13 protein-coding genes and 1 pseudogene are annotated in these 13,319 nt (G+C 54.3%); all 14 read right to left on the bottom strand.

What is annotated here, in order from left to right; genetic code table 11:
* Positions 1–2 precede the first annotated feature (2 nt).
* Positions 3–428, bottom strand: coding sequence for a phage holin family protein (locus tag CHM34_RS06940; protein ID WP_169713632.1), 426 nt, complete (start codon positions 426–428; stop codon positions 3–5).
* A 38-nt stretch (positions 429–466) separates the two neighbouring features.
* A complete protein-coding gene (locus CHM34_RS06935) occupies positions 467–763 on the bottom strand; it encodes a hypothetical protein (RefSeq protein ID WP_094263857.1) in 297 nt (98 codons plus the stop codon).
* Positions 760–3,732, bottom strand: coding sequence for a phage tail protein (locus CHM34_RS06930; protein ID WP_094263856.1), 2,973 nt, complete (start codon positions 3,730–3,732; stop codon positions 760–762). Before CHM34_RS06930 ends, CHM34_RS06935 begins: the two co-directional genes overlap by 4 nt.
* A complete protein-coding gene (locus CHM34_RS06925) occupies positions 3,732–7,019 on the bottom strand; it encodes a distal tail protein Dit (RefSeq protein WP_094263855.1) in 3,288 nt (1,095 codons plus the stop codon). Before CHM34_RS06925 ends, CHM34_RS06930 begins: the two co-directional genes overlap by 1 nt.
* A gap of 1 nt (position 7,020) precedes the next feature.
* The gene (locus CHM34_RS06920) at positions 7,021–9,825 is read right to left on the bottom strand and encodes a phage tail tape measure protein (protein ID WP_094263854.1); all 2,805 of its coding nucleotides are present in this window, start codon (positions 9,823–9,825) and stop codon (positions 7,021–7,023) included.
* Positions 9,826–10,134 (bottom strand): annotated as a pseudogene (locus tag CHM34_RS20160) (phage tail assembly chaperone); the annotation flags it as partial.
* A gap of 44 nt (positions 10,135–10,178) precedes the next feature.
* Complete coding sequence (locus CHM34_RS06910; protein WP_094263853.1) at positions 10,179–10,520, bottom strand: hypothetical protein; 342 nt, start codon at positions 10,518–10,520, stop codon at positions 10,179–10,181.
* A 79-nt stretch (positions 10,521–10,599) separates the two neighbouring features.
* Positions 10,600–11,025, bottom strand: a complete 426-nt coding sequence (locus CHM34_RS06905) for a phage tail tube protein (protein ID WP_094263852.1) — start codon at positions 11,023–11,025, stop codon at positions 10,600–10,602.
* Between the two features lie 27 nt (positions 11,026–11,052).
* Complete coding sequence (locus tag CHM34_RS06900; RefSeq protein ID WP_094263851.1) at positions 11,053–11,388, bottom strand: hypothetical protein; 336 nt, start codon at positions 11,386–11,388, stop codon at positions 11,053–11,055.
* 7 nt (positions 11,389–11,395) lie between these two features.
* Positions 11,396–11,752 carry a minor capsid protein gene (locus tag CHM34_RS06895; RefSeq protein WP_094263850.1) on the bottom strand — a complete coding sequence of 119 codons (357 nt, stop codon included), beginning with the start codon at positions 11,750–11,752 and terminating at the stop codon, positions 11,396–11,398.
* Positions 11,753–11,767: 15 nt separating this feature from the next.
* Positions 11,768–12,196 (bottom strand): hypothetical protein, encoded by a 429-nt coding sequence (locus tag CHM34_RS06890; protein WP_094263849.1) that lies wholly within the window; start codon positions 12,194–12,196, stop codon positions 11,768–11,770.
* Between the two features lie 86 nt (positions 12,197–12,282).
* Positions 12,283–12,600: a hypothetical protein gene (locus CHM34_RS06885; RefSeq protein ID WP_094263848.1), complete on the bottom strand. Its 318-nt coding sequence runs from the start codon at positions 12,598–12,600 to the stop codon at positions 12,283–12,285.
* 2 nt (positions 12,601–12,602) lie between these two features.
* A complete protein-coding gene (locus CHM34_RS06880) occupies positions 12,603–12,989 on the bottom strand; it encodes a hypothetical protein (RefSeq protein WP_094263847.1) in 387 nt (128 codons plus the stop codon).
* A gap of 14 nt (positions 12,990–13,003) precedes the next feature.
* The gene (locus CHM34_RS06875) at positions 13,004–13,252 is read right to left on the bottom strand and encodes a hypothetical protein (protein WP_094263846.1); all 249 of its coding nucleotides are present in this window, start codon (positions 13,250–13,252) and stop codon (positions 13,004–13,006) included.
* Positions 13,253–13,319 lie beyond the last annotated feature (67 nt).

Here is a 13,319-nt window from a genome sequence, read left to right as displayed (position 1 = left end):
AGTTATCCATCCTTTCTTTCGGAATATTCCGACTCTTGTTTGTGGGGAGAGCTACGGAGTACCTCGACAGCCCTTACGAACCTCTCGGGAACAGGTATTCCGGCTCTCCCGCAATTTTCAGTTATACTGACAACTTCGTTAACGGAATAAAAAATAATCGCAGTATTTCGGACCAGTTCTCCGGTACCCATCATAACGTCGACCTGGTGAGCTACCGCGACTAAGGCTAGCACGATAATTTTTTTACCGATTCCGGTAAACCCTCGCTTGCTGTTTAACGTCCCTCCTACCTTTGACGCATACCAACCGGTAGCCCAGTCGATAGCACACAGGAGGAGAAAGACATTAAAAAGCGCCACCCATTCGCCCCATAGGGTGTAGGAAATACCGACGAAGGCGGAAGCAAGAAACGTTTTAAACCCATCCACTTTTGGCCTTGACCTCCTTTCGATGTAGTACAGGACCCTTACGCGGGCTCCTCCTCCTCCAGTTCTGCGATACGCTTTTCGAGCGTTTCGATTTTTTCGAGGAGGACTGCGGGGTCCGACGTATTCATTACTGAGTTTGAGCGGTCAGCGGCCAGTAACTCATCGGTAAGGACGTCGCCCCTCGAGACCTCGTCCTCCAGGACGATAAAGGGGCTATTCGTAACGGTGTCCGAGACATTCGTACGAATCCGAGTACCGGATACATGGAGTGTATTAACTCCGGGTATAACGTCCAGTACTTCGTGGGTGTCCTCGTTATAGGTCACGAGGTTCACGCGACAATCACCTCCAGGGTAACGGTATAGTCCTTAACCTCGAAGGATTGCGTATAATCCTCGTGGAAAATTGCGATACCCGCCGACGTGGGGTTATTCTGAAGATAATCTCCGAACGCGTGCGGCAGGTCGAACGACTTCTCCTCACCGTATTCGTATGAGCCTACGACGGTCCCGTTAGTCAAGTCGACCGCGGAGTCCGTCGTCGGGTCCCAGTCGCCCGGCTCGTTCCGCGTTGGGCTGTACTGATGGGTCCAGACCTTAAGCTCGTTCGGGATGTCCCGGCCGTGGCGGCTGTTCCTGCGAACTCTCAGGCGAACCTCGACGATGTCCCGGCCGTCCAGCAGGCTCGAAAAGCTATTCGAGCCGCTGTAGTTATCTCCGAACCAGCAAAAACCAACATGCGAGGCACCCCATGAGTCCGCGCTAAGGTCTCCGTCCTCGTCTAGATGCGGATAGTAGTTCGACCCCTGATAGAATCCCTGATGCCAACCGTACCCGTCGTCTGCGGTCCCTCCGTCGTATGATTTGCCAAGCATACCGAAGCGCCAGGACTCGAAGTCGGTAGCCTGGAACGATAACAGCTCCTCGTTAGGGGCCGAAATGGGATTCGCGCTACCCGTCCGGAAGTTCCCATCTGAGTTCGCGTTAAGTTGCCCAGTATGACCCGCGTTAGCGTACCCGTTCACTCCTTCTGGGCAATAAGGGTTAGAGCCGTCCGAACCAGATATAACGATAGTTCCTCCGGTTCGAGCGTATGCTCCGTATCCCTCTCCGCTCGAGTCGAGTCCGTTCTCCTTGCCTTGCACGTCGTAAAGGTAGACGACGGCCCCTCGTTGCGCTACGGCCCCGCTCCTCTGGGCGCGGTGTATGGACCCGTTACGTATTTCGATATAGGAGCTTTGCGAGCCGGCTACGCCGTAGTACCCTTTATCAGCGACGATAGTGCAGTTTTGCATAAGGACGGAATCCGAGCGGATGATGTGAAATACTGAGTAAGGTGCACCCTCGTTGCGGGGGTGCGAGGTTCCGTCGTGCTTCCAGCGACCACCGTTAAATAGAAGCTTGATATCAGCGCCCGAAATACGAACCCATCCGATAAAATCGGATGTTCCGAGCGTAAACCGGATAGAGCCGTCGCCGTCTTTTCCGCGGATAACGAGGTGCTCGTAGAAAAATAACTGTTCCCCGGATTCGTCCGCGTGGATATGGAAATCGGCGTCGCAGATGTCTGGGACCTCGTCTACGGCCCGCTGTATAGTCCGGAATGGGGAGGAGGAACTCCCGTTGCCGTTCACGTCATTCCCGCTGTTGGGGTTAACGTACAGATGAACCGTACCGGCCTCCTGTTTAGGGGTAGAACGCGTCGGAACATTCGGACTAGTGAGCTCGCCCGCCTTAAGCCGGTTAACACTCCCTGTCTCACCGTTAAAAGCCATAGTGATACGTTCCTGGGAGTCGTAGAAGAAAAGCTCTCCGAAAACCCCATCACCTCCGAGCGCCATTTTTCCGCCTTTGATTCGGTTAGCTAGCATCGTACCCGCCGCGATAAGGTCCGCGTAAACGATATTGCCGTCGATGAATGTTCCGACCTCTTCTTCGCCGCCTACGATTTTACCGAGCATAAGCTTTCCGTCTACCATCTTAATAAACTTCTCGGGCCCTTGCTCCGGGGGCTTATCGTAGTTAATAAACCCCTCCCAGGTCGACCGTACCGTGCCGTTACCGGAGTGTATCTCGTTTTGTATTGCGTCGATTACTCCGTCTAAGATAGACGTAGGGACCGTCCGGTCCTTGACCCGCTCCTCTACCTCTCGGAACTTGTCGTCGACCTTGTAGGGCTCGACGAAGCTCCCCAGCACGACCTTATTATCCTCGGGGCGAAGGAGGTTTCGCTCGATTTCGATAACGCGGGCTTCCACACGTAGCTCAGGCGTAAAAGTGCGGTCGATGACGATTACGGTATCGCCCAATCGAACGGACTCGTGCTCATACCCGGCCGCTTTCTCCAGGTCGACGACGTCCATTTCGTAGGATACGAGCGGGGCCTTAACCGTTTGTAGATGGTCCCACGAGAACTCAAGCAGGCGCTCCGGGTCATCTTCGTCTTCGAAGTCTACCGTAATGGTCCGATGGAGGTACCCGCCGTCTCCGTCTGGGAAGCCGAATTTATCCCGCGCCGCGGGGTCGCCTACCCATTCCTGGCCGAGGGGCTTATCGACCGGGTCCCCGTTGTCGACACTCCATTCCACGTCCTTAAACGAGAGCTTACGCCCGTACCCAGTTCCTTCCTCGTTCTCGACACCTTTACCGCGTCCGATAACCGCCGTAGCCAGCCCGGTAGTATCGACCGTCCGGCGAATGCCCTTGACATCCTTTCCGTAGACGAATCGCTTACCCCTACGGTCCCCGCGTTGCTCCAGGATATCGACATAGCGGCCAATAACCTGACTACCCAGGAACTCGACGCGGTAGCGCACTTCTCCTCCGAACAGGTTTACGATATCCGCGATACAGGCGGAAACGTTCTGATAGTAGAAGGTCGCCGAGGCCAGCGTCTGAGGCTCTACGGTTCCTACTTCCCAGCGAGTCCCGCTCAGGACTTCACCGAGCATAAAAGAAGCCGACTGCTCCGTCGGCCGTTTGTCTTTTACAACAAAATAAAGGAGCTCGCTGGACGCATGCTCGCAGTATACCCGCTTATAAAGTCCGCCTCCGTGTTCGTCCTCCATCTCTTTAATAACGAATAGCTGGTAGTCTAGGTCGAGGTCCTTGAATAGTACGAGGTTCTCCTCTACGACGTACTGGGAGTCGACGGAGTTTGTCGGTACGGTGAACTCGAGCGAGTTTTCCCCGTTCATTTGCTCCTTATGGACGGCGTCATAGAAAGGGCAGGCGGCCCCTCGATTGGAGAGCACCGCCTGGACCTGTTCGTTACGGTCGAGTATGAACAGTTTTTCCAATGTCATTAGAGCCACCTTTCAGTATATTTAATATCTACGGCCGCGTCGTCCGCGGGGTCCGTGATGATTTCGGACTCGGAGGTTATCGCGAAAAAGTCGGAGTCGAAGTCGAGATACGGCATAGCCGCATCTCTGGAGCCGTTAAGGGTTACGACTCCCGCCTCGCAGTCAATGACGAGCACGTCTCCGGGCTCGAAATCCCGATTAACCAGTACGAAGTCCGCCCCGTTCGATACCCGCGCGTGGTCTTGGGAGTTCGAGAAGGTGAACGTAAATACCGGGAAGGTAGGAGCGGTCCCGGACACTACTACGTTACTGGTCTGCGAGGCAGAAAGTGATTCGTCCAAGTGGTAGAGAGCGGCGGTATCCTTGTCGACTTCGGCCTCCGTATCAGAGCTCGCCAGGTCCTCGACTTCCTCATCAGTAAAAGTCCTTTTCGAGAGCATAATGTCGTCTATTACTGCGTTAAGCTGGCCGTTACCGGCAGAGGAACAACCGACGTATAGGTGTTCTGCCCCGGTAAGGTCCATTTCCATGGACATCGGATGATTTCCGACCAGTTCCCCGTCGATAAACAGGTCGAGGGATTCCTCGGACCAGCGGACGGCGGCGTGGTGAAAACCGTCGGCCAATCCGGAGCCGTCCCACTCGATAACCCTTTCGTCTTGGTACTCGAGCACATAGACGTCGTCCTCACGGAAAAGGGCCAGCGGCTTAAGGCTTCCGCTAAACTCCCACAGGAACCGGCGGGAGCTATCGACCGACGGCTTTTTCTCGAACCAGAGAGCGGCCGTTCCTCCGTTCCCGCTCGTTGTGGCGAATTGCTTGACCCATACCTTGGCGGTTTCGTCCTCGCGAGTTCCAGTATCGTGCCAGCTCGTGGGGTAAGGCTTACTCTCTAGTTGCCAGCGTGCTACGTTGGTGGGAGTGATAACCACGGCCCCAGTAGCCGGAACAATGTGGTTAGGCTCATTCTGGGCGATTCTCCATTCGATGTAATCCATAGTCGGAGTATTGTTCGTGTCGTTTGTCGATAACGTGTACCTAACGTAAATGGACTTACCCGTCAGGTCAGTGCCAGACGAAACGAGGGACCCACCGTCCGTGGCCGTCGTCCAGGTAGAGCCGTCAAGGCTAGTTTCGACCGTTACGCTAGTTCCGGTGTCCGTAGTATTAGCGGTCCAGTCAATAACGGAACCCGCAGATACCCCTATGCTGTTTACATCCTGCGCCGGAAAAGAGAACGTCTGAGATGGTTTATATCCGGTATAAAAATCGTATGACAGGCTATCGACCGAAGGCGTAACGGAGACATCCTCGGTGCTTAATTCGACTTTATACTGGAATTGCGCGTCCGAAAGGTCCGTATCCTGGGAGATTCCGGTTACCGGGTCTCCGTTGTTTGCGACTTCTGCCCACGTTGCCCAGGTCATTCCTCCGTCGGGGGAGTATCGCGTATAGACCCTTACGGACGTTCCCGTCGGGACAGCGTTGTTAACCCACGATACGGCCGTACGTGCCGCTTTTACGACTTGTTGGAGGCTGGTAACTACGGGAGAATCGCGGTAACCGGAAGTCAAATACCCGGAAGTAATGTCGATATCTGCGTAATAAACCTCCGGGGAGTGGGCCGGGTCCTTTGTCGTTAAGGCGAACCGGAGGTTAATCTCTACATTCGAAAGGTTGTCTCCATCTTTAATTCCCGGAATGCTTCCTGAGCCTCCTGCTACTTCGTTCCAACCCTGCTCTACACCGTCGGCCCTTAGCTGGGTCTCTATTACGATATTCTGGTCGGAGCCGTCCGGCGCGGTAACGGAGAAAGCCGAATCGACGAGGTCATTTAACGAGTTGCCTACGGAGCTTAACGAATCATAGCCAGACGTCCAGGTTCCGGTCCATTCTCCGTTAGAAGGCGGAGCGCCTTTTGAATAGCCGAGGTCAGCGCGGAAGGCGTCGAAGTCCAGTGTAATATCCGCGTTCCCGGTGTCCGGTTCATCGATATAAATTTGGAAACGGGTAGAGCTAGAAGAAAAACCCGTGCTTACTCCTTCGTTAACGAGCTCGCCGTCTACGTATAAGTCAGCGGAGGACGTAATGTCTTGGATATCAAGGTACGCCCACTTCCACCCACCCCCGGTTTCTGGCAGGATGGCCCGAACGGCGTCCGTACTGTTTGATACCCACACACGACCAGGGCCGCCGGTTAGCTTGTATTTAAAGGTAAAAGTATAACTCGTTTGGGCACTGCCGTGGTCCTTATAAATCCCGGTGTTAGAGGTTTGAGTTTCACCCTCGGGGGTGAATATTCGGACGAAACCGTCCTCCTGGGATACAGGCCCGGAGCCACTGAACTCCGTCCAGCCGGTAGCCGCATAGTCGTCCATTTCGTCCACTATTTCCCATCCCGGCATATAATCCGACGAGAGAGTTAGCGTATGATTAACCGCTTCGGTGTTCACGTGGGTTCCCATATCCCAATCCTCAGTTGTGCTCCGTGAGATATACAGGTCAGTCCCGGAACGAGCTAATTCCAGGAAGTCGTTACTAACCCCAGTGGTTCCGGAATGAGTGCCACCGTCCCAGCCGGTATCGACTAATCCGTTATAGTTCGCGCCCTCTTTATCGAGAGACTGAGCTGGAGCATTCGAGAACTTATGCTCAATGCTTGCGGAACCGTCGATTAATGACAGGAAATACGCAGAGCTTATCGGGAGGAATAGTTCTTCGGACTCCGGAGCCGCCGCAGAGTAGAGGAGGTTTTCGGTTCCCTCCTCTACGAAAATTCCTTCAGCATACTTACCGGACTTGTAGTATGGATAATTGCTCGTTATTTCGCTTCCGTTGTCTTTATATCGTACGCTGTTCCGCTCGAATACCAGGGCAGGGGCGGTTATGCGCTCGTCCTTGGTCTCTCCGACAGCGTAAGCGTCCGGTACGATGAAGGTAACGGTAGCGAACCCATACTCCAGGATTTCCTCCAGGTCGATAGCGTCATTACAGACGGCCATATAGTGTTTATCCGGCTCGTCGTCGAGTACGAGTTTACGGAGGTCCTCCTTAAGTAGCCAGGCGTTAGCCGCCCGTACCTTCTGCCACAAGTCCGAGCGGTTCTCGCCCTTAATGAAAAGCCGCGCCTCTATCTCGTAAACCTCCGTATCGGTCCCGAAATAGTAAGCGCCCGCGCGTCCCTCGACCTCCTGCAAACGAGCAGAGCGGGGAGCGGCCGCGGGCCGCACAACGTCGAGCACCTTGTCGACGTAGTTTGTAGCGTGTTGATTATCAAACGTTAACATATTACGGCGTCACCCTTCCTCTAGCTCGTGATTTATTGCGCTTCTTACGGTCGATAGCGCGCGCGATACTGTCGATATCCGATTCCTGGCGTACGTTAAACGTATTACCGGTCACCACTACGCCGCCCGCGGCTTCTGCACGGTCAGCGGGGGAGACGTACCCGGAGCGGCTCGCCGACAGGTTGCCGACGGCGGCATGGGAAACCCTCGGAGCGGTAGGCGACACGTTTACGCCTTCCATAACGCCCGCAACCTTCGCGGCTGTCCGCCGTAGGGCCGGAATATTTTTCTCCAGACCGCCCGCGAACATGCCCATAAAGTTCGGTGCCCATTTGTCCGACTTCGAGGCCGGACCTTCTTTAGTCGGAGAGCTGAACCCGAGGAAGCCCTTAACCTTGCCCGCGACGTCGGATACGACGCCGACGACTGCCCGGATTTTCGATTTAATCCCCTTGATGAACATGTTTAGCAGGTTCCTCCCCCACGACTTCGCCTTCGAAGCCAGCCCGGACAACGTGCTCTTTATGTTAGAGCCCACGTTCGAGATATAGCTCTTAACTTTGCTCCATGCGTTGGACGTGGCCGACTTAATGGCGTTCCATGCGTTGGTTAGGCGGGACTTAATCGCATTAAACGTGTTAGAAAGAAACGACTTAATCCCGTTCCAGACCCTGGTCGATACGCTTTTAACTCCATTCCAAACCCCGGTGATTAGGTTTTTATAAAAGTTGAAGGAGTTTTTTAGCTGGGTCTTAATGACGTTCCAAACAGCTTTAAGCGCTGATTTAATGCCGTTCCATACGGTTTTGGTTACGTTTCCGATGGTTTTCCAAACGTCGTCGATGAATTGTTTTCCACTGTTAAATGCGCTTTTAAGCCAGTTCCACAGCTTAGACGCGATGCTTTTAACGACGTTCCATATTTTCGTCCACGAACCCTTAAACGCGTTAAGGAGTCCCGCTCCTAGACGGAGTGCCCCGGCGAGAAGCTTACCCCAGCCCCAGAGCTGGAACAGATTCCAGATAAACGTAAGGGCGTTCGAGATAAGCGACTTAACGCTTTCCCAGAGCTTCGACCAGTTCCCGGTAAACAGGCTCGTGAAGATATCGATAATCGCGAGAATGATGTTAATACCGCTGGAAATTACAGCCTTGATGTTTCCCCATACGCTTTGAATGATAAACAGGATAGCGGGCCAAATAAATTGCATGATTCCCCAAATGACACTCATAACCGTGGAGATAATCGTCGAAATGAAGTTCCATACGTTACTCACGGCCTGCATAATGGTTCCGCCCGACTGCCCCCACCAGTTTTTAATTTTGTCCCATTGCTGGACTACGAAATCGACTACAGCCTGGACGGCGGGGCGGAGGAAATCGACAACCGCCTGGAACCCGGATTTAATACGTTCCCATGCCGAATTAACCCTATCGCGGAACCATCCGACTTTGTTGTATGCGTAAATGAACGCGGCAACGAGGGCGGTTATGCCCGCGACGACAGCTACCGCAACGCCTATAAATGACATTATCGTGCCTACAGAGACGGCAAATGTTGTGGCGAGGGCACCTACGGCACCAATTAGGCCGCCGACTACCATAATAATGGGCCCGATGGCGGAGACAACTAGTGCGAAAATAATAGCCGCCTGTTTAACTACCGGGTTCATTTGCGAGAACCAGCGGAACATCTGAGTAAGCCCATCAATTATCGGGTTAATCACAGGGAGAAGCTCTTCCGAGATGGCGATTCCGAGGGCCTCTAGCGAGCTAAGGAACTCCTTAAACCCGCCCTTAGTGTTTTCGCCCATGGTTGTAGCCATCTCGGAAGCGGCCCCGTCGGCGGTTTTCAGTTCTCCGGTAAAGTTCGTTATGCTTCCACTACCTTGTTCGAGCAGGACCGCGAGTCCAGGCCCCGCCTCCTGGCCGACAAGTTCCATAGCGTCAGAGGCTTGCACCCCAGCATCTTTAAGCGTCTGTATAATCTCCGCAAGAGATTTTGTTTTCGGGTTTACGTCCTCGGCGGTCAGTCCATACGCCGCTAGGGTGTCTTTTGTTTGTCCGGTTACTGTAGTCAACTGAGAAAGCATGCCCCGGAGTGCTGTACCGGCCCGCTCGCCCTGGATACCTGCATCCGACAGAATCCCGACAGCGGCCGCCGTTTCCTCTACGCTGATTCCCATGGAGTTCGCGACAGGACCCACGTAACCCATAGCGTAACCCATTTGTTCCACGGAAGTGTTAGCGTTAGCCGCGGCGAATGCAAGGACGTCGGCCATATGCCCGGACTGGGAAGCTTCCATCCCAAAGGCGGAAAGGATATTCGAGGAAATATCCGCGGCCCGTGCGAGGTCTAGGTTACCAGCGGTAGCAAGGTCCAGCATTACAGGCATAGCGGACATAATCTCCGTCGTATCGAAACCCGCACGCCCTAAGAACGCCATACCTTGCGCGGCCTCTGTGGCGCTATATTTAGTCGACGAGCCCAGGTCTTGCGCGAGTTCCTGTAACTTCGTAAAGTCCTTACCCGTAGCCATCGTCACCGCCTGAACCTCCGACATAGCGGACTCGAAGTTCGCCCCGGTCATAATAGCGGCCGTCCCCGCGGCGAGAACCGGAGCGGTCACGCCCGCTGTCATTCCAGCACCTACACTACGGAGATTTTGCCCGACCTGCTGGAATGACTTCCCGGCTTGCTGGAAGTTGCCCCGCGTGCTGTTCATGTCGTTTTGCACTGTCGCCATTTTCGACTTAAAGTCGCTAATGTCTGCACTAATTCTTGCCGCTAGTTCCGCTAAGGCCATTTACGCGTCCTCCTTTCTGAATCGTTGTTTAATCCGGTCGAGTTCCGCCCGGCGTTCTTCTTCCGTGAGAATCCTTTTCGGGTTATCATGCCGCTTTTTCTTGCCCATAAGTTTCTCGACAGAGACAGGTTTCTTAAGGTTTCCGCTTGCGTTCATAATGTTCGCGGCCGTCCACGCGAGAAGGTGATGGAGGTTGTCGTACTGTCGTTGTTCATCTTCCGCCCGAGCGTCGGACAGGAGGGTAAACTGGTAGGGAGTAAGGGCCCAGAACTCTTCCGGCTTGAGCCCTAATGCATAGGCTCGTTTCTGAAGCCCTTCCCAGTCCCACGGCTCCGACTCCTCGGACGGTTCCGTTAGTTTCCCGGCTTCTGCTCCTTCGGAGTGTCGGGGTCCTGGCCGAACGCGAGGGAGACGGCACGGGAGACGGCTTTAAATACCTCTTGCAGGTTTTCGGCCTTGTCGGCGAGGTCGCCCGCGGCCTTTTCGTCCCATTCCGGGTTATCTTCGAAGTCCTTGTCGTGCAGGAGTCCAGCCCAGAGCATAGCGCGGATATCGGAAAACTTGATACCTTTTTGCTCCAGAGCGGTAATATCGTAGCCCTTTTCCTCCAACGCGCAAAAAGCGTTCATACCGAAATGGATTCGACGCTGTTTATCAAGCGTAAGTGGCACGTAGCCTCTTTGTTTGGTAGACATAAGTAAATAATTCCTCCTGTCAGATTATTGGGAAAATAGGGCATCGGTTTATCCAATGCCCTTGATACCTAAGGGTTACTTAAGCGGCCGGGGTTGTAGTCAGCGGTCCGCGACCTTGCAGGGTCAGGGAGAACGTCGCCCCGTCGTCTTGCGGGAACTCCATCGGGAACTCAGTAATAACGACTTCGCCTTCGTAGATTTTACCTGAAGGCATACGGAGTTCGATTTGCACGGACTCGCGAGCCTCGTATTTCGTTTCGAGTTGTTCGTACGCGGCATCCCCGTCTACGATGAATCCTTCACATTCGACGGACCAGCTCTTCCGGCCTGGCAAGAAATCCCCGTAACCGTTACCGTCGGTTTTCGCGCTTACGTCGACCTCCTCAGCCCCCCGGTTAAGGGTGGCATCCCCCTGCCCGCCTAAAGTAACGAAGTTAGGCGTATCGGAATCTCCCGTATTCACATACAGGAGAATGTCCACGCCTGCAACTTTGTTAGAAGCCATTAGCGTTTTCCTCCTCGTTTAGCGGAATTAAAGAAGGACTTTTACGACCGCAACGTTACCCGTAGCGGCGTCAAAGTCCACGTAAACCTTGTTGTTTTGGTTATACAGGTCACGGTCGAAAGGACCGATAACCTTGGTTTCTCCCTCTTGGAGCGTCACAGACTTCTGTCCGTCTCTTCCGAAACGGTCCGGAGCGTAATCCAACGTAACCGTTAGAGCGCCTGTACCGGTATTTTCGACGAGCAGGACTTCACGCCCGGTGTTAGTGAACTCCATCCCGTTAGTTTGGTCGATAGTGGTATCCACCTGTAGCAGAATACCGTTAGTAGTAGGAGAATCGACCGGAATAGCCGTACGGGCCATACGTGGCTCACTCCTCCGTTATGATTTCAAAGTTGACCGAGTAGACCGTGCGGTTGTTCTCGTCCTTCTCCACGAAAAGGGGTTGAGAGGCGGTGCACAGTACCACGCGGTCGGGTCCTACGTAAAAGTCGGTCCGCATCCTTAGTGACTCGTAAATCTCATACGCCTTCGACTCCGCCGTGGTCATGTCCGACGCCCGGACCAGCACCTGGCAGGGCAGGCGGTTAACCTGCCGCGAGGTAGTGGGGGCGGGGAAAATCCGGACTATACCCGAGTTATCGGGGGCGGTAGCGGGAAAGGCGTTCGGGTAAAAGTCGTAAGAATATTCCGACTTAACGAACCGGACCAGCTCGATAATACGCAACCGACACGCCTCCCTTTAACCAAACGCCGCAACGGCCACGGCTACTTGGTTTCGTATGAAGTCTTTATACGTTTCAGCTTCGCCCCGTAGCGGGCGCTCGAGGAACTTAGGCCCTACCGAGTAGTTAGTCCCGGACATACCGGTACCGCCGCCTTTAGACCTTGACCCTTCGCCCAGGTTATACGTCCCCTCGTGCATCTTGATAGCGTAGTTATACCCGCGCTCATACGCCGCATATCGGACGGTTACGGACCCTCCCGTACCGTCCTTCCGGGGGAGAACCGAATACGATTTTTCGAGTATGCCTTTATCGTGGGGAGCCGCTCCGGACGACGCGCGTGCCAAGTCCTGCCCGCAATCTTGGGTAGACTGGTACGCCGCCTCTATGGCCGCCTTAGACGCGCGCCCGATGTTCTTCGTATCGACCTTTACCTTAATCCGCATTCGTTAACCTCCTTCCGATACCGAACAGGTGGACCCGGCTACGTTTCTTAGGGCCTTCCAGGTAGTGAACGGCAGGGGAGAGGGGGTTAAACCCGTACCTCGGTAAACCAGGGCTTACCGCTTGGTCCCCGGAGTACCCGAATGCGTATCGGTTTCTCCTTGTAGGTCTGTCCTATCTCGTTGGTGTAGGAAACGTCGTCGTCATAACCTACGTCCACTAGGCCTTCAATGAGGATTCTAGCGGAGGATACAACCTCCTGGCCGTTCTCATCCCGCACCAGGTCGGACCCCTCGTCGATGCGGCATTTATGCTCGAAAGACTCTCCGGGGGTGATTTCGCCCCATTCGTCCAGCTCTCCGGGCTTCGTTACGGTGACCTTCTGTTTAAGCGGGATAACTGCCACGATTAAATCACCGTCCACTTAGAGCGGGGACTAGAACCGCCGTCCTCAGCGATAATCCGGCGCGCCTCGGGGGCGATATACTGGGGCTTCCCGGCCATTTGTACCGAGATTCCGGACACGCTAACGCCCACCTGTCCGAGTTCGGTCTTTTGGACCGCGTCGTCCTGTCGTAGCATCCAAAGCGCTTGCTCGTAAACGGCTTCCTCCGGCATCCATTTCGAAGAATCGTCGATATCGTAGGTTTTTCCGTAGGTCCGGTAGAGAATCCGCTCGGCATTGTTTAACGCCTTTTGGCGGAGGGCGTCGTCCGCTTCGTCCCACGCGCCACTATGCAGGACTTCCGTATCGAAATAGGACACTGCGTCCTCTATATTTACTGTCTTAGCCATAACGGCGTCCTCCTTTACTTATCGGAGGATTTTTTCGCCGTTTTCTTTCTTTTCGGAGCCGATTTTTTCGGCTTTTCCTCCGACTTCTTTTCCGGCTCCTTCTTGGATTCCGGCCTGTTTACCACTTCTACGCCTTCCAGCTTTTCCGCCACGGCTACGACTTTCGAGTCGTCTGTGCGGAGCTTTCCGTTATAGAATTTGTAACGCTCTCCATTTACGTAGAAGCCCAGCCGGGGGAAACGTTTTGAAATCAGTTCGTACACGCGTTTCACTCCTTCGGGCTATGATTTCAAAAAATAAAGCCCGCAGTCAGGGACCACGGGCGAGAAA

The sequence above is a fragment of the Paludifilum halophilum genome (assembly GCF_002245355.1).
Taxonomy (GTDB): Bacteria; Bacillota; Bacilli; order Thermoactinomycetales; family DSM-45169; genus Paludifilum; species Paludifilum halophilum.
The sequence above is the reverse complement of the archived record's forward strand: the minus strand, read 5'-3'. Positions and strand labels throughout refer to the sequence as shown.